Source organism: Alteraurantiacibacter lauratis, assembly GCF_037154155.1.
GTDB lineage: Bacteria > Pseudomonadota > Alphaproteobacteria > Sphingomonadales > Sphingomonadaceae > Alteraurantiacibacter > Alteraurantiacibacter lauratis.
Map to the genome: position 1 here is coordinate 295,635 of NZ_JBANRN010000002.1, position 18,373 is coordinate 314,007.

An 18,373-nucleotide genomic window follows, 5' to 3' on the forward strand; every position below is an offset into this window, starting at 1 on the left:
GCGCGGCTTCAGCAGCAGCCGGGCCCTGCCTGCTTGCGCCCGTTCTTTTCCACGTCCGCGCGCCGGGCCCAGGCAAGATCGTGCCAGCCGAGGTCCCGCCCGTCCGCGGCGCGAATGGTGATGGGAGCTACCGGCTCGCCCTTGGCTGCATCAACAAGGACCAGATCAGACGCGATGTTCCCGTGCTTTTCGCCCCATTGGCGCAGCGCCAGCATCGCGGGCAACAGGTCTACGCCCTTGGGTGTGAGGCGGTATTCGATCTTGCGCTTGTCCGCCGCGCACGGCTCGCGGCTGAGCACACCGTGCTCGACAAGCCGCGACAGGCGGTTGGAGAGGATATTGCGGGCGATCCCCAGTTCACTGGAAAACTCCTCGAAATGGATGAAGCCGTTGAAGGCCGCGCGCAGGATCAGGAATGACCAGCGCTCGCCCATGACTTCGAGCGCCTGCGGCAGGCCGCAATCGCTGATATCCCGCAATTCTTCACGCAGTTCACCCATGCATCCGTCCCAATCGCTTGCGCCTTCCTACAGCCATCTGCGGCAATGCCCAAAATATTTGCCCAAAATAATCGCATTACCAGTTGCGTTTCGAAACTTGTCAAATTAGGTAGTCAATCGAAACCAGTTTTACAACGCAACCAGACAGGAGTCCCCCCGCCATGTCCCCTCTCCACCGAATTGCGACGCTTTCGGCGCTGGCCCTTGGCACAGTTCTGGCGCCGTCCACACTTGCCGCACAGGCCCCGGCGCGCATCTATGTCGCCGAACTCGCCAGCCCGGCTGCATCCGCCACTGTGGTGGCCGGCGGGCTTGTGTGGCGCTGCGAAGGCACGCGCTGCACCGCGCCGGTCAACGGCACACGCGCGCTGCGCGCCTGCCGCGAAGTGAACCGCAAAATGGGGCAGGTCGTGCGCTTTGAAGCGGAAGGCACCGAACTGGCCGAAGCCGATCTGGCCCGCTGCAACGGCTGACGCTATCACGCTCTCTCCATCCGCCAACCCATCACGGCGGATTTCCTGGCCCTGGCGAGCATTTCGCCGGGGCCTTTTCTTTAGGTTTTCAGTCCAGCAGACCGTGAGCGCGCAGTTCGGCTTCCAACGCATCGGCACGGGTAAAGACATGGCCGTGCCAACCGCGCACACGGGCGGCGGCGATATTGTCCGCCCGGTCATCCACGAACAGCAGCGTCGCGGGATCCATCCCGCAGCGCTCCTCCAGCACGGCGTAGATGCGCGGATCGGGCTTGGCGCATTTCACTTCGCCCGAAATCACGATCTGCGCAAAATGGCCGAACACAGGCGCCGTGGGGCGGAACATCGCCCAGAACTCCGCGCCGAAATTGGACAGCGCGAATTGTGGCACGCCGCGCGCGGCCAGTTGCTCCACCAGCGCGTGCGTGCCGTCCACCGCATAGGGAAGCGTCTCGATGAAGCGGGTGGCGTAGGCATCGATCAGCGCGGCGTGATCGGGAAAGCGGCCCTTGAGTTCGGGAACCATCTCGGCCAGCGGACGACCGGCATCGCTTTGGAAATGCCATTCTTCCGTCACCACATGGGTCACGAACCATTCCAGTTCCGCCGGATCGGGAATCAGCTTGGCAAAAAGGTGCCGCAGATCCCAGTGATAGAGGACGCGGCCCACGTCCCAGACGACAGCGCAGGGTCGGGTTGCGGGGGGACGTGCTTCAGGCATGGAAAAAGCCCCCGTGATGGCGGGGGCTTTTCAAAAGACCGGCCCCGCGAATCAATCGCAGGCCTGGCACCGCAATCAGCCCTGGCGGGCCTTGAAGCGGCGGTTGGTCTTGTTGATCACATACACCCGGCCGCGGCGGCGGATCAGGCGGTTGTCGCGGTGACGATCCTTGAGCGACTTGAGGCTGTTGACGATCTTCATGGGTTCAGTTCCTGAAAAACAAGCGGCATCGGAAGAGCCTTCCGATGCCGGGTATCTGGGCGCCCGGTTACGCAAGCGGCCCTGCAAAGTCAAGCGAGCATAGCGGCAGGTTCGTCAGGCCGCGTCGCGCTGCCCTGCCTGCATTTCCCCAAGCTTTTCCTCCCACGCAAGCGCGTGCGCTACGATCACATCCAGATCGGCAAAGCGCGGCTGCCATGGCAGCGTCGCCTTGATGCGCGACGGGTCTGACACCAGCGAATCGGGATCGCCTGCACGGCGCGGCTGCATGTTGCGCGTGAGCGTGCCGCCCGTCACCCGGTCCACCGCGTCGAGCACTTCGAGCACCGAGAAGCCCCGGCCATAGCCGCAATTCATCGTCAGCGAACGGGCCGGATCCGCCACCAGCGCATCGAGCGCCAGCACATGCGCGGCGGCCAGGTCGCTGACATGGATGTAATCGCGCACCCCCGTGCCATCGGGCGTGGCGTAATCGGTGCCGAACACCGCCACGCCATCGCGTTTGCCCAGCGCGGCTTCCACCGCCACCTTGATCAGATGCGTGGCGCCCGCGGTCGATTGCCCGCTGCGCCCCAGCGGATCGGCGCCCGCCACATTGAAATAACGCAGCGCGCAATAGTTGAAGGCGTGCGCGGCGGCGGTATCGGCCAGCATTTGCTCGGTCATCAGCTTGGACCAGCCATAGGGGTTGATCGGCTGTTTGGGCACATCTTCATGCACCGGCGAGGTGGCGGGGATGCCGTATGTCGCCGCGGTGCTGGAAAAGATCATGTGGCGCACGCCCGCTTTGACCACTGCCTCGATCAGCACGCGGCTCTTGGCGGTGTTGTTGTGGTAATATTTCAGCGGATTCTCCACCGATTCGGGCACGATGATCGAGCCGGCAAAATGCATCACCGCGCCGATCTTCTGCTCGGCAAAAATGCGTGCCAACAGGTCGGCATCCTCAATGTCGCCATGGTAGAACGGAACGCCTTGCGGTATGGCAAAGCGGAACCCGGTGGAGAGGTTGTCGATTACTGCCACAGGCGTGCCGCGATCGCGCAGCGCCAGCACGGCGTGGCTGCCGATATAGCCGGCCCCGCCGGTAACGAGGACAGGAAGGTTCGTGCTCATGGGGCAGAGCACTATCAACAAGATGCAAAGCAAGGATTAACCCGTGAGACACGCAAATACCGTCGCCCTTTTCCGCATCGGCTTTGCCGCAATGGCTGCCCTTGCGCTCAACGCCTGCGCCGCGCGGCCCTGGGCATCCCCGGTGGAGGTCACGCGCTTTGTCGGGACGGCCCCGGCGGAACTGGGGCGCGGCACGATCAGCATCGAACCCGCCGCAGGGTTTGATCCGCAATCGCTCGAATTCGGCCTGTTCCGCGGGCAGTTGGCTGCCGAGCTGGAGCAGCTGGGCTACCGCGTGGTGGCGCAGGGCGGCGCGCAAGTGGCAACCCTGGCGCTCAATCAGACGGTGGAACACCCGCTGGAACGGCGCGGCCCGGTCAGCGTGGGCGGATCGGCCAGCACCGGCTCGTTTGGCTCAGGCGTGGGGCTTGGCGTGGGCATCGACCTGTCCGGGCCGCGCCCCGATCAGGTCAGCACGCTGGTATCGGTCGCCATCCGTCCGGCCAGTGGCGGGGCCAATCTGTGGGAAGGGCGCGCCAGCTTCACCGCCACCGCCAACAGCCCGCTCGCCGACCCCGCCGCTGCCGCAGCGCGCGCGATCGATGCGCTGTTCACCGGCTTTCCTGGCAATTCGGGTGAAACGGTCACCGTGCAATGAGCGACATTGCAATCAACGCCGCTTTCGATTCGGGCAATATCGTGGTGGAGGAGGTTTCCGGCACCGCCGCGCGCCTGACCATCCGGCGCGACAGCAACAGCGACTTCTTCCAGTGGTTCCATTTCCGGGTGAGCAATTGCGCCGGGCGGCCGCTGGAACTGAAGATCACCGGCCTTGCTGCATCCGCTTATCCGGAAGGCTGGCCCGATTACCGCGCCTGCGTATCGGAAGACCGGGCCTATTGGGGCCGCGCCGACACCTCTTACGACAAGGCCGAAGACGGCGGCACGCTGACCATTCGCTATCAGCCGGCGGGCGATCTGGCGTGGTTTGCCTATTTCGCCCCTTTTTCGTGGGAGGCGCACCAGGATCTGGTGGCCGAAGCCGCGCTGTGCGAAGGCGTGAGCCATCGCGTGCTGGGCCTCTCGCTCGACGGGCGGACCATCGACTGCCTCGAAATGGGCGAAGGGGCCGCGCAGGTCTGGCTCTATGCAAGGCAGCATCCGGGCGAAAGCATGGCCGAATGGTGGATGCAGGGCGCGCTCGACATGCTGTGCGATGCCTCTGATCCGGTGGCGCGCCGCCTGCGCCAACTGTGCCGATTCCACATCGTGCCCAATTGCAACCCCGACGGATCGGTGCGCGGCAATCTGCGCACCAATGCCGCCGGCGTGAACCTCAACCGCGAATGGGCCAGCCCCAGCGCCGAACGCTCGCCTGAAGTGCTGGCGATCCGCAATGCGATGGACGAAACCGGCGTTCACTTTGCGATGGATGTCCACGGGGACGAAGCGATTGCCGCCAATTTCCTCGCCGGGTTTGAAGGCATCCCGTCATGGACCGATGCGCAGGGCGATGGCTTTACCCGCTATCGTGCGATCCTTGACCGGCGCACGCCCGATTTCCAGACCACGCTCGGCTATCCCGAAGCGGCGCCGGGCAAGGCCAACCTGACGATGAGCACCAACCAGCTTGCCGAACGGTTCGGAGCCGTCGCGATGACGCTGGAAATGCCGTTCAAGGACCACGCGCCCCTGCCCGATCCCGAACAGGGGTGGAGCCCGGAGCGGTGCGAGGCGCTGGCCCGCGATTGCCTGGGCGCATTGCTCGAATGGCTGGAGGAGCGGGCCTAAACCTACCCCAGCGCGTCTGGCCCGAAGGCATCGGGCAGCAAGTGCGACAGCCGCCATTCCTGCGTTTCGGCTCTCCCCGCGCCGATCACCAGCAGATCGGCACGGTCGAACGCGGCCAATTCGTTCAGCACCTGTCGGCACCGGCCACAGGGGCTGATCGTCTCGGCATCAGGCGAGGCCACTGCCACGGCGACAAGTCCGCAGCGCCTCCCCTCGCTCAGCGCCTTGGCGACCGCGACGGTTTCGGCACAGAGAGAAAGGCCATAGCTGGCGTTTTCCACATTGGCCCCGCTCACCACCGCGCCATCAGCAAACAACAGCGCCGCGCCCACGCGAAACCGCGAATAGGGCGCGTAGGCCGTTTCCGCCGCGCCGCGCGCCTGCTGCACGAGATCGGCGTAATCCTCCCTCACGGCTGCACCACCACCCAGCGCAGCGGCGCTGCGCTCGCTTCGGTCCACAGGCGCGGATTGGCGGTCCACAGCGTGAAGGGCCGCCCCGCGTAATCGGGCGGCAGGAAGGCGCGTTCCAGCCACAGATTGCGTTCGATCTGGCTGGCAATCGGATGCGCTTGCTGAAACCCTTCGGACAGCATCAGCACTGCGCGCTGGCCGGTATGCGCCTCGACCTGGTTGAGGAATGTCGTCAGCTCGCTTTCCACCCCTGCTTCCACGGCCGGATCGTCGCAACTGCGCGCGGGCTTGTCGAGCGCGATCGCGGGCGGCAGCATCCGGCCATCGCGCGGCACCACGGTCACGAAATTGGCGGCCTGCCGTTCTGCCGGGATGCAGGGGTCGTAATGGTGCACCACGCCGAACGGCAAGGTTCCCGCCATCAGGCTGCGCAGATTGGCCGACAGCATCGCGTCGCGCCCGTCTTCCCCGCGGCTCGCCTCGATATAGGCGAAATTGGCCCCCACCGCCGCCAGCGCGGCAAAATCCACCGGCCCGTCGCCTGCGCCCACCAGCACGCCCTGCGTGGGAAAGTCGCTGCGCGAAGGCGTCCAGTGCTGCGCCTGCCACCACAGCCAGATGCCGCCGCCGGCCAGAATCAGCAGCAGCATGGCGGCAAGGCGCAAGCGCCAGGGAAATGCCCTTTTCCTGCCCATATCTCGTGTAGAACCTGCGCCCTTCCCGCCAGCGAGCCCACCCGCCCGCAATCACGCCCTGATATGCAGCACGCAGATCAAGGTAAACAGGCGTCTTGCCGTATCGAAATCGGTTTCGACCTTGTCTTCAAGGATTTCGAGCAATTGCCGTGTACCCCGGTCGTGAATGGCGCGCCGCGCCATGTCGAGCGTTTCGATCTCGCTCGCGGTCGCCTTGCGCAGCGCCTTGTAATACGAATCGCAGATGGCGAAATATTCGCGGATCACGCGCTTCAGCCGGGCAAGGCCCAGCCCGATCGTGCCGGCATCGTCGCCGGCATTGTCGCGTATGCCCAGCGCCAGCTTGCCATCGATCACCGACAGATGGAGCCGCCACGGCCCCTGATGCCCGCGCGAAAGGGCGCGCAAGGGGGCAAAGGCATTGGCGTCCACCAGATCGCGCAGCGCCACTTCGCGTTCACTCTCCACAAGGTCGCTGCGGGCAAGGATGGTCGCCTCGTCCAGTGTGATCGCTGCAATGCGGTTAGGTGAAGGCGATGTCATGGCGGACGACTTTTCGCAGACCGCCTGGCTTGCTGCAAACGCGAAATGCGCCGGTCTTGCATTCGCTCATCCCCGCTATCCACAGGGGCCGCACGCAGCCGATGGGTGTTGGCACCTTGCGATGCGCGGGCAGCAGGCGCATCAGGAAAACATGACCGATGAAGATCTGCTGATCCGCCCGCACGCGGCCGCCACTGGGAATGATGCGCAGTCCACCGGGCGCGCGCTCCCCGCCAATCTGGAGGCCGAAGCCGCCTTTCTGGGCGCGGTGCTGATCGACAACCGCGTGCTGGAGGAACTGAGCGTGGCCTTGCGCCCCGATCACTTCTTTGCCCCTGTCCATGCGCGCATTTTCGAGCGCGTTCTGGCGCTGGTCGACCGGCAGATGGTGGTCACCCCGGTCACGCTCAAACCCTATTTCGAAACCGACGAGGCGTTGAAGGAACTGGGGGGCACCGCCTATCTCGCCCGCCTTACGGCAGATGGGCAGGGCCTGCTGGCCGCGCGCGAACTGGCGCAACAAATCTATGATCTGGCCTTGCTGCGCGAACTGGTCAGCGTGGGGCGCGAACTCGTTGAAAACGCGCTCGACACCTCGGACGAGGTGGAGCCGATGCGCCAGATCGAACAGGCCGAAGCCGCGCTTTACCGCGTGGCCGAAGGCGCATCGGCCGGAAACGAGGCGGAAGCCTTCGGCGTCGCCAGCCGGCAGGCGCTGGGCCTGATCGAGACCGCAATCAATTCGGGCGGCCATGTGGCGGGCAAGACCACCGGTTTTGATTCGATCAATGCCAAATGCGGCGGGCTGCACGATTCCGACCTTATCATTCTGGCCGGCCGTCCGGGCATGGGCAAATCCTCACTCGCCATGAACATCGCCTATAACTGCGCCGCGCGGCTGAAGCGCGACCGGGAAGACGGGATCGCCAAATCCACCGGCGCGGGCGTGGCCGTGTTCAGCCTGGAAATGAGCAAGGACCAGCTCGCCACGCGTATTCTGGCCGAACAATCGGGCATCCCGTCCGAAGCCTTGCGCATGGGCAAGATCAGCCGCGAGGATTTCCTCGAACTGTCGCGCGCCAGCCAGCGATTGAACGACCTGCCGCTGTTCATCGACGATTCGGCGGCGCTGTCGATCTCCGCGCTGCGCACCCGTGCCCGGCGGCTGAAGCGGCGGCACGATATCGGCCTGATCGTGGTCGATTACCTCCAGCTCCTGCAAGGATCGCAGCGCAGCCAGGACAACCGCGTCAACGAAATCTCCGAAATCAGCCGCGGCCTCAAAACGCTGGCCAAGGAACTGAACGTGCCGGTGATTGCGCTGTCGCAGCTGAGCCGTGCGGTCGAACAGCGCGACGACAAGCGCCCGATGCTGTCCGACCTGCGCGAATCCGGCTCGATCGAGCAGGATGCCGACATGGTCTGGTTCATTTACCGCGAGGATTATTACCTCGGCAACCGCGAGCCGGACGTGAATGACGAGGCAAAGCACAGTGAATGGAGCGCCAAGATGGAGCAAGTCTACGGCCTTGCCGAACTGATCGTGGCGAAACAGCGCCACGGCTCCACGGGCCGTGTGCGGCTGAAATTCGAAGCCAAGATCACCCGCTTCAGCGACCTTGCCGAAGGTGAATACGGCGCGGACGATTACGGTTAATCGCCGCCTTTCGGGGCCAGCCCCAGATTGAGTTTGCGCGTCACCGAATAATCGATCACCGCCACCAGCAGCCAGCTTGCCAGCCAGCGTAGCCGCGTGAACCAGCCGCCCTGCGCACGGTGCACCTCCGCAGTAATTTCCTGCCCCGCGGCGATATAGTGCGCCGCGAATTCGCGCATCCTGTCGGCCAATTTGGCATCGTCGATCCGCAGCACGATCTCCAGATTGAGATAAAGGCTGCGCATATCGAGATTGGCACTGCCCAGATAGACTGCGTCATCCAGCACGATCAGCTTGGAATGCAGCTTGCACGGCACAAACTCCACGATGCGCGCGCCTGCGCGGATGAGCTTGCGGTAAAGCAGGCGGCTGGCCCCGACAGTGGCGGCATTATCCGACCGGGAAGGCAGCAGCAGCGTGGCCTTGCCCATTTGCGCAATGCGCCGAATACGGCGCAGCAGGCGGCGCGGGGGCGAAAAATAGGCCATGATCATGGTCAGGCGTTTGCCATAAATCAGATCCTCACTGACCACTCGCGCCCAGCTCGACAGGCCCGTCGTCGGCCCGCCCACCAGCAGCCGCACCGGCCCGCGCCCTGCATCCCATTCGCGCACCGATCGCCGGATGGCGCGGAACTGGCCTTTTTCCGCCGCGCTCCAGCTTTCCAGCTCCTGAAACCAGTCGGCAATGCGCGCGACGACCGGCCCTTCGACGGTAAAGGCAAGGTCCGACCAGGCTTCGCCTTCGGGCAAGGCGAAATAGCTGTCGGAAATGTTGAAGCCGCCCAGCATGGCGATGCGTCCGTCCACCAGAACGATCTTCTGATGGTTGCGGATCAGGTAACGGCGCGACCAGCGCGCCTGAAAGCAGACATAGCGCCCGCCTGCCTCGATCAGCGGGGCGAAGAAGGCGGCATCGGCGCTGGCCCCGAAGCCGTCGAGGATGAGCGTCACTGCCACCCCGCGCCGCGCCGCCGCCACAAGCGCGTCGCGCAGGCGCGTGCCGGATTCGTCAGGCTCGTAGATGTAAAAGACGATTCGCAAGCTGCCCTGCGCCTCGTCCACCAGGCGCAGCAGCCGGGCCAGCCGGTCAGGCCCGCCCGCATAGAAGCCGAAGGCGTGCCCTGCGGTCTCCACCGTGAAGGGTGGCGGGTCGCGGAATGGCCCACTGGCTGGCTGGTGCTCCTCCATCACACCGTCCATAGCAGGTGGGCCGAGGGGGGAAATCCTTGACGTGGAAAGCGGCCTCACTTATCTGCCGCCCTTTCCGCGAAAAGCTGCATCAGAATTGGAGTGCCCCTATGGCGCGCGTTACCGTCGAAGATTGTATCGACAAGGTTCCCAACCGTTTCGATCTCGTCCTGCTGGCTGCCCAGCGTGCGCGGGAGATTTCGGGCGGCGCCGAGCTGACCGTTGACCGCGACCGCGACAAGAACCCCGTGGTGGCCTTGCGCGAAATCGCCGAAGAGACGATCCGCCCCAAGGACCTGAAGGAAGCGCTGATCCAGTCGATGCAGAACTTCCTGCCCGATGAAGAGGATGAGGCAGACGAAATCGGCTCGCTCAGCCAGTCGGCCGAGGCCATGCGCCTGTCGGCGGCGGCGCCTGCGCGCACCAGTTCGCTAGGCGGCGATTACGACGGCTGATTGCTCATCCAACCCGACTTTCGAAGGGGCCGTGCCGCATGGGCGCGGCCCTTTTCTTTTGCGCCGCGCCGGCCCGGCAAAACTTGCCCTCTTGCCGCAGGACAGGCAGTCTGCCTGCCTCATCACGGCGCAGGCATGACAGGAGGCCGGCAATGGCAGTGATCGCGGTCTACAGCGTGAAAGGCGGGGTGGGCAAAACCACCATCGCGGCCAATCTGGCGTGGTTTTCCGCGGCTGTCTCGCGCAGGCGCACGCTGCTGTGGGATCTCGACGCAGCGGGCGGCGCGGGCTTCCTGTTCGGAGTGGAGCCGCGCGCGGGGCGCGAGGCGCAATCGATCTTCGACCGCGATGCCGATCCTGCGCGGCTGATCCGGAAAACAGGGATCGACCGCCTCGACCTGCTGCCCGCCGATGAAAGCCTGCGCCAACTGGACAGCGTGCTGGCGCGCATCGGCAAGAAGCGGCGGCTGGCCAAGATGACCGAGGCGCTGTCGAAACGGTATGATCGAATCATCCTCGATTGCCCGCCGGTGCTCAGCGAAGTGAGCGCGCAGGTCGTGCGCGCTGCCGATGTGGTGATCGTGCCCCTGCCGCCCTCGCCGCTCTCGGCGCGTGCGCTGGAAATGGTGGCGCACGAAATCCGCACCCAGTCCAAGGTGCAGCCGCCGATCCTGCCTGTGCTCTCGATGCTCGACCTGAGGCGAAACCTCCACCGCGAGGCGCGCACAGCGAACCCCACCTGGCCCGCCATCCCGCAGGCAAGCGTGGTGGAACAGGGTGCAGTGCTGCAACGCGCCGTTGGCGATTTCGCCCCCACCAGCCCGGCGGCGCGCGCCTTTGCCCAGTTGTGGACCGCGATCGAGCGCAAGCTGGCTGGCTGAGCGCACAAAAACAAACGGGCGGGCCGCCTATCCGCGAAAGCCCGCCCGCCTATTGTCGTGATTTCAGGGCCGAAGGTTACGCCCCTGCCGGAGCCTCCCCGCCGCCAAAGCGCTTGCCCGCCTTGGGGATCGCGCTGCCATGCACCGGCTGGATCACCGCCGGACCCTTCGGCTCGCTCGGCCGGTCAATCTTGCCTGTCTCCAGCAGCTGATTGATCTCGTCCCCGGTCAGCGTTTCGTATTCCAGCAGCGCGTTGGCGAGCAGATGGAGCTTGTCTTCCTGCGACTTGAGCACTTCGGTGGCACGGGCGTGCGCGCCTTCCACCAGCTTGCGGATTTCGGCGTCGATCAGCTTGTTGGTCTCGGCCGAATGCATCGTGCGCTGGCTGCCGCCGTAACCCAGATAGCCTTCCTGCGCCTCTTCATACAGCAGCGGGCCCAGCGCTTCGGACATGCCCCAGCGGGTGACCATGTTGCGCGCCAGATTGGTGGCATACTGAATGTCCGACGAGGCGCCGGAGGACACCTTGTCGTGCCCGAAGATGATTTCCTCGGCCACGCGCCCGCCCATGCTGACCGCCAGATTGGCGAGCATCTTGTCGCGGTGGTACGAGTAATTGTCGCGTTCGGGCAGGCGCATCACCATGCCCAGCGCGCGCCCGCGCGGGATGATGGTCGCCTTGTGGATGGGATCGGATGCAGGCTCGTTCACCGAAACCAGCGCGTGGCCGGCTTCGTGGTAGGCGGTCATGCGCTTCTCGTCCTCGGTCATCACCATGGACTTGCGCTCGGCCCCCATCATCACCTTGTCCTTGGCATCCTCGAACTCCTGCATGGCGACAAGGCGCTTGTTGCGCCGGGCAGCCAGCAGCGCCGCCTCGTTCACCAGATTGGCAAGGTCTGCACCCGAAAAGCCCGGCGTGCCGCGTGCGATCACGCGCGGATTGACATCGGGGGCCAGCGGTACCTTCTTCATGTGCACGGCCAGGATCTTCTCGCGCCCGTCGACATCGGGCACGGGCACCACCACCTGCCGGTCAAAGCGGCCGGGACGCAGCAACGCGGGGTCGAGCACGTCGGGGCGGTTGGTGGCGGCGATGATGATAATGCCTTCGTTCGCCTCGAACCCGTCCATTTCCACCAGGAGCTGGTTCAGCGTCTGCTCGCGCTCGTCATTCGAATTGCCAAGGCCGTGCCCGCGGTGGCGGCCCACCGCGTCGATTTCGTCGATGAAGACGATGCAGGGCGCGTTCTTCTTCGCCTGTTCGAACATGTCGCGCACGCGACTTGCGCCCACGCCCACGAACATTTCGACAAAGTCGGAACCCGAAATGGTGAAGAACGGCACGCGCGCCTCACCCGCGATCGCGCGGGCGAGCAGCGTCTTGCCGGTGCCGGGGCTGCCAACCAGCAGCGCGCCCTTGGGGATCTGCCCGCCCAGCTTGGAAAAGCGCTGCGGATCGCGCAGGAACTCGACGATTTCCTGCAATTCCTCACGCGCTTCGTCGATGCCGGCGACATCGTCAAATGTCACGCGGCCCTGCTTTTCGGTCAGCAGCTTGGCCTTGGACTTGCCAAAGCCCATCGCGCCGCCGCCGCCGCCTTTCTGCACCTGCTTTAGCGCGAAGAACGCGACCGCCAGGATCAACAGGAAAGGCAGCGTCTGGATCAGGATGTAGAGTAGGACATTGCCTTCCTGCGCTGCGGCACCCGAATATTCGACGCCGTTTTCATCGAGCAGCGCGGTGAGCGAGGGATCATTGCCCACCGGGACCGTGGTGAAGGGTTCGCCATTGCCGAAATTGCCAACGATCTTGTCCGGCCCGATCTCGACGCGGTCCACGCTACCTTCGGCAACCTTGGCGCGGAAATCGGAATAGGTGATCTGCGTTCCCGCCGGTGCGCCCGAATTGCCGAATACCGAGACCAGCAGCAGAAGGCCGGCAAAAATGCCGCCCCATACCATCAGGCTCTTCATCCAGGGGTTGGGCGTGTTTTCGGGTTCGCGGTTGTCGCTCATGTCAGGAATGTCCTTTCAGACGCCCAATGTAGGATCGCCTGGGTGAATGGCAAGCTAACGAAACGCCGCGGTGACGGCTAAGCTGCCGGGGCGGATTTCGGCGGCGATTATTGCCGCGCACGGGCGAGGATCAACCGGTCCGAAAGGTCGGCCCCCTGCTGCCCTGTCACCTGGAACAGGGCCTCGAATGCGGGCGCGGCAGCGGGCCCGGAAAGGTCGCGTCCGATGTCCTGCGCGGCAACGATGGCGCCCACGCCGCGAAGGCCGGTGATCCGCTCGCTCGCCACCACCATCACCAGCGCCCCGCCAGGCGCACGCAGCCGCGCGACATAGGCGTAATCGCGGTAAAAGGCGGGAGAGGCGAGCCGCCGCGCCTCGTCGCTGGCCCAGACCTGCCCCGTCTCGCGGTCGACGATTTCGTCATAGCTCTCGCCAAGGCGCAAGGTGCTGCCGGCAAAGGTGATCTCCTCCAGCAACCCCATGCCGGACAACAGGCCGAGATAAACGACATCATGGCTGGACAGCATCGAAGATGTCAGCTCGCTTGCCGCGATCACCCGCACATCCTTTTGCGAAGCGGCCAGCAGCGGTGCCACCTGTTCCAACGCGAAGGCAGTCTGGAAGGGCAGGTAATTGAGGCCCACATCCTCGGCCATGCCGAAACGCGCGGGATCGGCTTCCTGCATCCGCAGCAGGTCTTCGGCGGAATTGACGCGGAAATCGCGGATCAGGCGGCCTTCTTCGGGGCGCACCGGGTCAATCTCGCCAAACAGGTAATAATCGCCCAGCACCAGCAGCACCGGCCGGTCGGATTCGATCAGGGGTTGCCACAAGGCGTTGGGCGCGGGCGGGCTGGCGCGGCTGAGCATCAGCCCGCTGACAAAGGCAGCAATCAGAGCCAGCGCCGCCAGCACCAGCCAGGATCGCGGAATTGCGCGTATAGTCGGGCCTTCTGAAACTGCGGCAAGATAGGCTGAAACCTGCTCTGGCCCGTTCTGCGCCTGCTGGGTGCCCGCTATTTGCAAGGCATAAACGCCTGATGGGATTTCCAGCATCGGTGCGCCGGGCGGCGCGGGATTGGCGCGGTAATGATCCTCCAGCTTCTTGCGCAGCCGGTGGATATAGACGCGCACCGTGGCATCCTCGGCATCGGGCTCGGCCTGGCGGAACACATGCTGCGCGATCTCGGCCTGAGTGGCAGAACCCGCATCGGGCCCGCGCTGGGCAAGATAATCGAACACTTCGCGCAGGCGGCCTGAATGGCCCGCCGCGCCTGCTGCGCGCAGCCGTTCGACCTCCTGCCGAAAGGAGTCCGCGTCATCCGTGGTGCCGCTCTGCGTACCCAAATGCCTTCCTGATCCCCCTGTGACAACCGTGTAACGCCCTTGTAACGGGCCGATTACCGTAAATTACCTGCCGCCCCGGCAGCATTTCCTGCAATCCGTTCGCAACACCAAGCAGATCAGTCAGGATAGAGAATTGTCAAGCGTTCCGTTGCCCACCTTCCTCCCTCGCTCCCTCCGCATCGCCCTTCTGGGCAGTGCGGCCGCCCTCTCCTGCGCCGTGCCTCTCCACCCCGTCATGGCGCAGGAGACCGGCCGTGCCGAACAGCAGGATGAAGCCGACAATATCGGGATCGTGCGCGACGAGGAAACCGGCGATGTGATCTATGTCTATGGCCGCGGAGAAAAGCGCATCGGGCAGGCCGCTGCCGCCAGCGAGGGCGGTCTTGCCGGGGCCGATCTGGAAGTGCGCCCGCTGCTGCGACCCGGCGAGATCCTGGAATCGACCCCCGGCCTGATCGCCACCCAGCATTCGGGCGGGGGCAAGGCCAACCAGTTCTTCCTGCGCGGTTACAACCTCGATCACGGCACCGATTATTCGGTCTATGTCGATGATATGCCGCTTAATTTCCGCACCCATGGGCACGGGCAAGGCTATCTGGATGTCAACGGCCTGATCCCCGAAAGCGTGCGCCGCGTGGATTACCGCAAGGGGCCTTACCGTGCGGACACCGGGGATTTCAGCTTTGTCGGATCGAGCTTCATCACCACGCATGACACGCTCGATCCCTTCGCCACGCTGCAAGTAGGTGCCTATGGCTACCGCCGCCTTGCCGCGGGCGGATCGGTATCGCTGGGTAGCGGCGACCTGCTGGCTGTGGGGCAGATCAAGCTGAATGACGGGCCATGGGAATTGCCGGAGGATTTCGAGGCCTATTCGGGCCTGCTCAAATATTCCGCCCCGCTGGGCAACGGCGATTTCCAGCTATCGCTCAACCTGTTCGACGCCAGCTGGAACCCCACCGAACAGATCCCCGAACGGGTGATCGGCACGCCATTGTGCGAGGATTCGTATTGCACGCTCGACGGCACGCAGAACGGCTTTACCCGGCGTTACATCCTGACCTCGAACTACCAGTCGGACAGCTGGCGCATCACCGGCTATGTCCAGCGTTACGACTGGGAATTGCTGTCGAACTTCACCTTCTTCCTCGACGATCCGGTGAACGGCGACCAGCTGCGCCAATACAGCGACCTGTGGACCTATGGCGGGCGGATCGAACACACGGCGCAGCTTTCGGACACGCTGTCGCTGCGCGTCGGGGCCGAGGGACGGTATGACGATATTGCCCGCGTCGGCCTTGATGAAACGATTGACGGGGTGAAGGAATTCACCGTGGGCGCGTTTGCGGTCGATGAAAAATCGCTGGGCACCTATGCCGAGGCGATCTGGCAACCAATTGACCGGCTGATGCTGATCGGCGGCGTGCGCAGCGACTGGTACGGGTTCAAGACGCGCGCACTCGAAGGTGCGGACAGCTGGGATGGCAATGTCTCGGACAGCGCGCTGGGCCTGAAGATCGGCGCGAATGTCGAGATTGCCGACGGCATCGCGCTCTATGCCAATTACGGCGAAGGCTTCCATTCAAACGATGCGCGCGGCGTCACCAATCCCGACAGTCCGGCACCCGGCCTTGTCGAAGGCGATTTTCAGGAAGCGGGCCTGCGTTTTGAACGCGGCGGCCTGATCTTCACCGCGGTCTATTGGTGGAGCAGCATCGAGAGCGAGCTGATCTATGTCGGCGACGCGGGCGCGGTGGAGCCGAACGATCCGAGCAAACGGCGCGGCTATGAGCTGACCGCCTTCTGGAAGCCGAACAACTGGCTGGCGGTGGATGCAGTGTGGACAGGCAGCCGCGCACGCTTTGTCGGCCTGCCTGACGGGGAGAATTACCTCCCCGGCGCGCTCGACAGCGCGGGCGAGCTGGGCGTGTCGGCCATTTTCCGCGAATTCAACGCGGCCGCGCGGCTGCGTTACCTCGGCCCGGCGGCGCTGATCGAGGACAATTCGGTGCGGTCCGATCCCACCGTGCTGCTCAACCTGCGTGCGGCCTGGACACCGCGCCGGCTGGGCGGGTTTGAATTCCACGCCGAACTGCTCAATGCATTGGACAGCAAGGACCGCGACATCACCTATTTCTACGAAACGCGCTTCCCCGGCGAACCGGCCGACGGCGTTGCGGGCATCAACAGCCGGATAGTGGAACCGCGCCAGGTGCGATTGGGAGTGACCAAGCGCTTTTGACATGAGCTTGCGGGCAGGCGGCACCAATCGCGTGGGTGCTGCCAGCTGATGGGAAGGCCCGGCTGCCTTGCATGGCGCAGCCGGGCCTTTCTTTCGCTGACCGCACAGACCGGTGCTTGGGTTTGTGCCGCTGATCCGGTATAGCGCACCGTGACACGCGGCCAACCATGGCCGCCTTCCCACGCGACACTGTCAGGACCCATTGATGCCGCTGCCCACCATCACGGTCGAAAAGCCCTGGGGACGCGATATCCTTCCCGCTCCGTTCCAAGGCCCGCCCGGCCAGCGGATAGGTGAAATCTGGTTCGAACCACCACCGGAACTGCCTGAATTGCTGGTAAAATATATCTTCACCTCCGAAAAACTGTCGGTGCAGGTGCATCCGGACGACGATCAGGCCGAAGCCGCCGGGCTGGGGCGACAGGGTAAGGAGGAATGCTGGCTGGTGATCGACGCGCAGCCGGGCGCGCAACTGGGCGTCGGCTTTGATGTGCCCCTTGATGCCGAGGCGATGCGTGCCGCTGCGCTCGACGGATCGATCGAGCACTTGCTGACCTGGCACGATATCGCGCCGGGTGACTTTTTCTACATTCCCGCTGGCACCGTCCACGCGATTGGTGCAGGCGTCGGGATCATCGAGATTCAGCAGAATTCCGCCATCACCTATCGCCTGTTCGATTACGGCCGTCCGCGCGAATTGCATCTGGATGCAGCCATCGCGGTTGCGCGCGGGATGCCGCACGATCCGGCCCTGCGTCGCCGCGTGCCTTGCAACGGCACTGCAGCGCTGGTGGACGGGCCACATTTCCGGCTTGATCTGGTGGACGGGCAGCTTCCCGCAAATGTCCGAGGCCGGCATGACGGCAAATTGCTTGTCATTCCGCTGGCGGGCTTGGCCGGCGTGGCGGGTGCCTCTGTGCAGCCCGGCCAATGTGCACTGGCGGACCGGCTGGATGATGTGGACGTGTGCGACGGTGCGCGCCTGCTGATCGCTTCGCCTGTGCACAGCGGGGCATAATCGCCCCGATCATGTGGGCGGCGTCAGCACCGGATAGCAGCTTTCGGCGGTGACGCTTTCGGGGAATACCGGCACCAGCGACGCCATCACCGAATTGATCGGAGTGGTAATGCTTGTGCGGTTGGACGCAGGAAAGCCGCGGCAGGTCACGTTTTTCTCCACCGTCACATCGGCGGTAACAATCGTTACCCCGTAACCGGCGGCGCGCGCCACGGCATATTGCTTGGCCCCCTGCACCGCCCCGCAAGTGGCGCTGACCGAGGCGCAGCGCGCGGTGGAATAGGCAACGGTTTCCAGCGTCTGCTGCATCCACAACAGGCGCCCCCCCTCTATCGTGCCGAACAGGAACACGAAGAAGACCGGCGCCAACAGCGCAAATTCGGTGAGCGCGGCGGCCGTGTCGTTGCGAAGAAGCGCGCGCAGCATTTCAGTTCAACCTGACTGTGGCGCGCTGCGACAAGGTGCTGCCGTCAAGCACGCTGTCGGGAATGATCATCGGGCTGAACGGCGCGCTGGCGGTGATGGTGTAGTAATAGCCTGCCCGCGATCCCGCCGTGATTCCGCTGCCGCTGCAACTGGTGTTGCAGGCCGCCGCGACAAAGGTTCCGTCGTTCTTGAGGCAGGCGCAGCTGCGGTTGAGATTGGTGCAGCTTCCCGCCACGCCATTGCAGCTGTTCGTCACCGTCGCGTTGGGAAACCCGCTCAGCGAACGGACATAGCCCTGCATCGAATTGAAGGCGACATTGTTGGGTTGGTTATAGGCCGAAACCGCCGCCGCCCCCACCGCCGTGCTCAGCTTGCCGCGGTGCATGTAATAGCTGCCGAAATCCAGCGCCACCATCACCGCGAAGAAGAACAGGGTCGTCCACAAGGCAAATTCAACCGCGGCGACACCGCGATCATCCTTGCGCACGCAGGAGAGGAAATGCTTGAACATGCTTCAATTTCTAACCGATGGATGGTTAGTATTTCCTTTCCCTTGCCCTCAAAGGGGGTGGATGCGGCAATCACTCGGCTAGGCTTCGTGGACAAAGCTTGACTGCGGACACGGTCGCTGATTCAAGGCTGGCTTTTGGAGGCAGTCTTGGGCGAG

Annotated in this window: 20 protein-coding genes; 8 read left to right on the top strand and 12 right to left on the bottom strand. The window is 64.3% G+C overall.

Annotation, left to right across the window (positions count from 1 at the left end; translation table 11 throughout):
• Positions 1-8: 8 nt before the first annotated feature.
• The gene (locus tag WFP39_RS03725; protein WP_336917789.1) at positions 9-500 is read right to left on the bottom strand and encodes a winged helix-turn-helix transcriptional regulator; all 492 of its coding nucleotides are present in this window, start codon (positions 498-500) and stop codon (positions 9-11) included.
• Between the two features lie 161 nt (positions 501-661).
• Here WFP39_RS03725 and WFP39_RS03730 point away from each other — a divergent pair, with 161 nt between their 5' ends.
• Positions 662-973 carry a DUF8200 family protein gene (locus tag WFP39_RS03730; RefSeq protein WP_336917790.1) on the top strand — a complete coding sequence of 104 codons (312 nt, stop codon included), beginning with the start codon at positions 662-664 and terminating at the stop codon, positions 971-973.
• 88 nt (positions 974-1,061) lie between these two features.
• On the opposite strand, the gene WFP39_RS03735 is transcribed toward WFP39_RS03730, so the two are convergent.
• The 3 genes from WFP39_RS03735 to galE form a co-directional block, all read right to left on the bottom strand.
• Entirely contained in the window at positions 1,062-1,694 is a 633-nt protein-coding gene (locus tag WFP39_RS03735) for an HAD family hydrolase (protein ID WP_336917791.1), read from the bottom strand.
• Between the two features lie 75 nt (positions 1,695-1,769).
• A complete protein-coding gene (gene ykgO, locus WFP39_RS03740; RefSeq protein WP_336917792.1) occupies positions 1,770-1,895 on the bottom strand; it encodes a type B 50S ribosomal protein L36 in 126 nt (41 codons plus the stop codon).
• 114 nt (positions 1,896-2,009) lie between these two features.
• On the bottom strand, positions 2,010-3,029 hold the full coding sequence (galE, locus tag WFP39_RS03745) for a UDP-glucose 4-epimerase GalE (protein WP_336917793.1): 1,020 nt from the start codon (positions 3,027-3,029) through the stop codon (positions 2,010-2,012).
• A 43-nt stretch (positions 3,030-3,072) separates the two neighbouring features.
• Between galE and WFP39_RS03750 the strand changes: the two genes are divergently transcribed.
• Both WFP39_RS03750 and WFP39_RS03755 read left to right on the top strand, forming a co-directional pair.
• Positions 3,073-3,687 carry a DUF4136 domain-containing protein gene (locus WFP39_RS03750; protein ID WP_336917794.1) on the top strand — a complete coding sequence of 205 codons (615 nt, stop codon included), beginning with the start codon at positions 3,073-3,075 and terminating at the stop codon, positions 3,685-3,687.
• Positions 3,684-4,820 (top strand): M14 family metallopeptidase, encoded by a 1,137-nt coding sequence (locus WFP39_RS03755; RefSeq protein WP_336917795.1) that lies wholly within the window; start codon positions 3,684-3,686, stop codon positions 4,818-4,820. The genes WFP39_RS03750 and WFP39_RS03755 overlap by 4 nt, the downstream gene beginning before the upstream one ends.
• 2 nt (positions 4,821-4,822) lie before the next feature.
• On the opposite strand, the gene WFP39_RS03760 is transcribed toward WFP39_RS03755, so the two are convergent.
• The 3 genes from WFP39_RS03760 to WFP39_RS03770 all read right to left on the bottom strand — a co-directional run bounded on the left by WFP39_RS03760 (position 4,823) and on the right by WFP39_RS03770 (position 6,471).
• Positions 4,823-5,233, bottom strand: coding sequence for a cytidine deaminase (locus tag WFP39_RS03760; RefSeq protein WP_336917796.1), 411 nt, complete (start codon positions 5,231-5,233; stop codon positions 4,823-4,825).
• Positions 5,230-5,883: a glycoside hydrolase family 25 protein gene (locus WFP39_RS03765; protein ID WP_336917797.1), complete on the bottom strand. Its 654-nt coding sequence runs from the start codon at positions 5,881-5,883 to the stop codon at positions 5,230-5,232. The genes WFP39_RS03760 and WFP39_RS03765 overlap by 4 nt, the downstream gene beginning before the upstream one ends.
• Positions 5,884-5,979: 96 nt before the next feature.
• Positions 5,980-6,471 (bottom strand): UPF0262 family protein, encoded by a 492-nt coding sequence (locus WFP39_RS03770; RefSeq protein ID WP_336917798.1) that lies wholly within the window; start codon positions 6,469-6,471, stop codon positions 5,980-5,982.
• Between the two features lie 151 nt (positions 6,472-6,622).
• On the opposite strand from WFP39_RS03770, the gene WFP39_RS03775 reads away from it, so the two are divergent.
• Positions 6,623-8,128 carry a replicative DNA helicase gene (locus WFP39_RS03775; protein WP_336917799.1) on the top strand — a complete coding sequence of 502 codons (1,506 nt, stop codon included), beginning with the start codon at positions 6,623-6,625 and terminating at the stop codon, positions 8,126-8,128.
• Here the strand turns inward: WFP39_RS03775 and WFP39_RS03780 are convergent.
• The gene (locus WFP39_RS03780) at positions 8,125-9,330 is read right to left on the bottom strand and encodes a phospholipase D-like domain-containing protein (RefSeq protein WP_336917800.1); all 1,206 of its coding nucleotides are present in this window, start codon (positions 9,328-9,330) and stop codon (positions 8,125-8,127) included. The genes WFP39_RS03775 and WFP39_RS03780 overlap by 4 nt on opposite strands.
• A 98-nt stretch (positions 9,331-9,428) precedes the next feature.
• Here WFP39_RS03780 and rpoZ point away from each other — a divergent pair, with 98 nt between their 5' ends.
• A complete protein-coding gene (rpoZ, locus tag WFP39_RS03785; protein ID WP_336917801.1) occupies positions 9,429-9,773 on the top strand; it encodes a DNA-directed RNA polymerase subunit omega in 345 nt (114 codons plus the stop codon).
• Between the two features lie 152 nt (positions 9,774-9,925).
• Positions 9,926-10,654, top strand: a complete 729-nt coding sequence (locus WFP39_RS03790; protein WP_336917802.1) for a ParA family protein — start codon at positions 9,926-9,928, stop codon at positions 10,652-10,654.
• Between the two features lie 76 nt (positions 10,655-10,730).
• Here WFP39_RS03790 and ftsH read toward each other — a convergent pair whose 3' ends face one another.
• Complete coding sequence (ftsH, locus tag WFP39_RS03795; protein ID WP_336917803.1) at positions 10,731-12,674, bottom strand: ATP-dependent zinc metalloprotease FtsH; 1,944 nt, start codon at positions 12,672-12,674, stop codon at positions 10,731-10,733.
• A 107-nt stretch (positions 12,675-12,781) separates the two neighbouring features.
• Positions 12,782-14,020, bottom strand: a complete 1,239-nt coding sequence (locus WFP39_RS03800) for a winged helix-turn-helix domain-containing protein (protein ID WP_336917804.1) — start codon at positions 14,018-14,020, stop codon at positions 12,782-12,784.
• Between the two features lie 235 nt (positions 14,021-14,255).
• On the opposite strand from WFP39_RS03800, the gene WFP39_RS03805 reads away from it, so the two are divergent.
• Both WFP39_RS03805 and WFP39_RS03810 read left to right on the top strand, forming a co-directional pair.
• Positions 14,256-16,262, top strand: a complete 2,007-nt coding sequence (locus WFP39_RS03805) for a TonB-dependent receptor (protein ID WP_336917805.1) — start codon at positions 14,256-14,258, stop codon at positions 16,260-16,262.
• Positions 16,263-16,467: 205 nt separating this feature from the next.
• On the top strand, positions 16,468-17,280 hold the full coding sequence (locus WFP39_RS03810) for a class I mannose-6-phosphate isomerase (protein WP_336917806.1): 813 nt from the start codon (positions 16,468-16,470) through the stop codon (positions 17,278-17,280).
• Positions 17,281-17,289: 9 nt separating this feature from the next.
• Here the strand turns inward: WFP39_RS03810 and WFP39_RS03815 are convergent, their stop codons facing one another.
• Positions 17,290-17,706 carry a TadE/TadG family type IV pilus assembly protein gene (locus tag WFP39_RS03815; RefSeq protein WP_336917807.1) on the bottom strand — a complete coding sequence of 139 codons (417 nt, stop codon included), beginning with the start codon at positions 17,704-17,706 and terminating at the stop codon, positions 17,290-17,292.
• Position 17,707: 1 nt separating this feature from the next.
• Positions 17,708-18,217 carry a TadE/TadG family type IV pilus assembly protein gene (locus WFP39_RS03820; RefSeq protein WP_336917808.1) on the bottom strand — a complete coding sequence of 170 codons (510 nt, stop codon included), beginning with the start codon at positions 18,215-18,217 and terminating at the stop codon, positions 17,708-17,710.
• Between the last annotated feature and the right edge of the window lie 156 nt (positions 18,218-18,373).

Bases quoted from the DNA above. Each gene is read 5' to 3' on its own strand.
- WFP39_RS03725 (WP_336917789.1), bottom strand. From the start codon at position 500: ATGGGTGAACTGCGTGAAGAATTGCGGGATATCAGCGATTGCGGCCTG.
- WFP39_RS03730 (WP_336917790.1), top strand. From the start codon at position 662: ATGTCCCCTCTCCACCGAATTGCGACGCTTTCGGCGCTGGCCCTTGGC.
- WFP39_RS03735 (WP_336917791.1), bottom strand. From the start codon at position 1,694: ATGCCTGAAGCACGTCCCCCCGCAACCCGACCCTGCGCTGTCGTCTGG.
- ykgO (WP_336917792.1), bottom strand. From the start codon at position 1,895: ATGAAGATCGTCAACAGCCTCAAGTCGCTCAAGGATCGTCACCGCGAC.
- galE (WP_336917793.1), bottom strand. From the start codon at position 3,029: ATGAGCACGAACCTTCCTGTCCTCGTTACCGGCGGGGCCGGCTATATC.
- WFP39_RS03755 (WP_336917795.1), top strand. From the start codon at position 3,684: ATGAGCGACATTGCAATCAACGCCGCTTTCGATTCGGGCAATATCGTG.
- WFP39_RS03765 (WP_336917797.1), bottom strand. From the start codon at position 5,883: ATGCTGCTGCTGATTCTGGCCGGCGGCGGCATCTGGCTGTGGTGGCAG.
- WFP39_RS03770 (WP_336917798.1), bottom strand. From the start codon at position 6,471: ATGACATCGCCTTCACCTAACCGCATTGCAGCGATCACACTGGACGAG.
- WFP39_RS03775 (WP_336917799.1), top strand. From the start codon at position 6,623: ATGACCGATGAAGATCTGCTGATCCGCCCGCACGCGGCCGCCACTGGG.
- WFP39_RS03780 (WP_336917800.1), bottom strand. From the start codon at position 9,330: ATGGACGGTGTGATGGAGGAGCACCAGCCAGCCAGTGGGCCATTCCGC.
- rpoZ (WP_336917801.1), top strand. From the start codon at position 9,429: ATGGCGCGCGTTACCGTCGAAGATTGTATCGACAAGGTTCCCAACCGT.
- WFP39_RS03790 (WP_336917802.1), top strand. From the start codon at position 9,926: ATGGCAGTGATCGCGGTCTACAGCGTGAAAGGCGGGGTGGGCAAAACC.
- ftsH (WP_336917803.1), bottom strand. From the start codon at position 12,674: ATGAGCGACAACCGCGAACCCGAAAACACGCCCAACCCCTGGATGAAG.
- WFP39_RS03805 (WP_336917805.1), top strand. From the start codon at position 14,256: ATGGCGCAGGAGACCGGCCGTGCCGAACAGCAGGATGAAGCCGACAAT.
- WFP39_RS03810 (WP_336917806.1), top strand. From the start codon at position 16,468: ATGCCGCTGCCCACCATCACGGTCGAAAAGCCCTGGGGACGCGATATC.
- WFP39_RS03815 (WP_336917807.1), bottom strand. From the start codon at position 17,706: ATGCTGCGCGCGCTTCTTCGCAACGACACGGCCGCCGCGCTCACCGAA.
- WFP39_RS03820 (WP_336917808.1), bottom strand. From the start codon at position 18,217: ATGTTCAAGCATTTCCTCTCCTGCGTGCGCAAGGATGATCGCGGTGTC.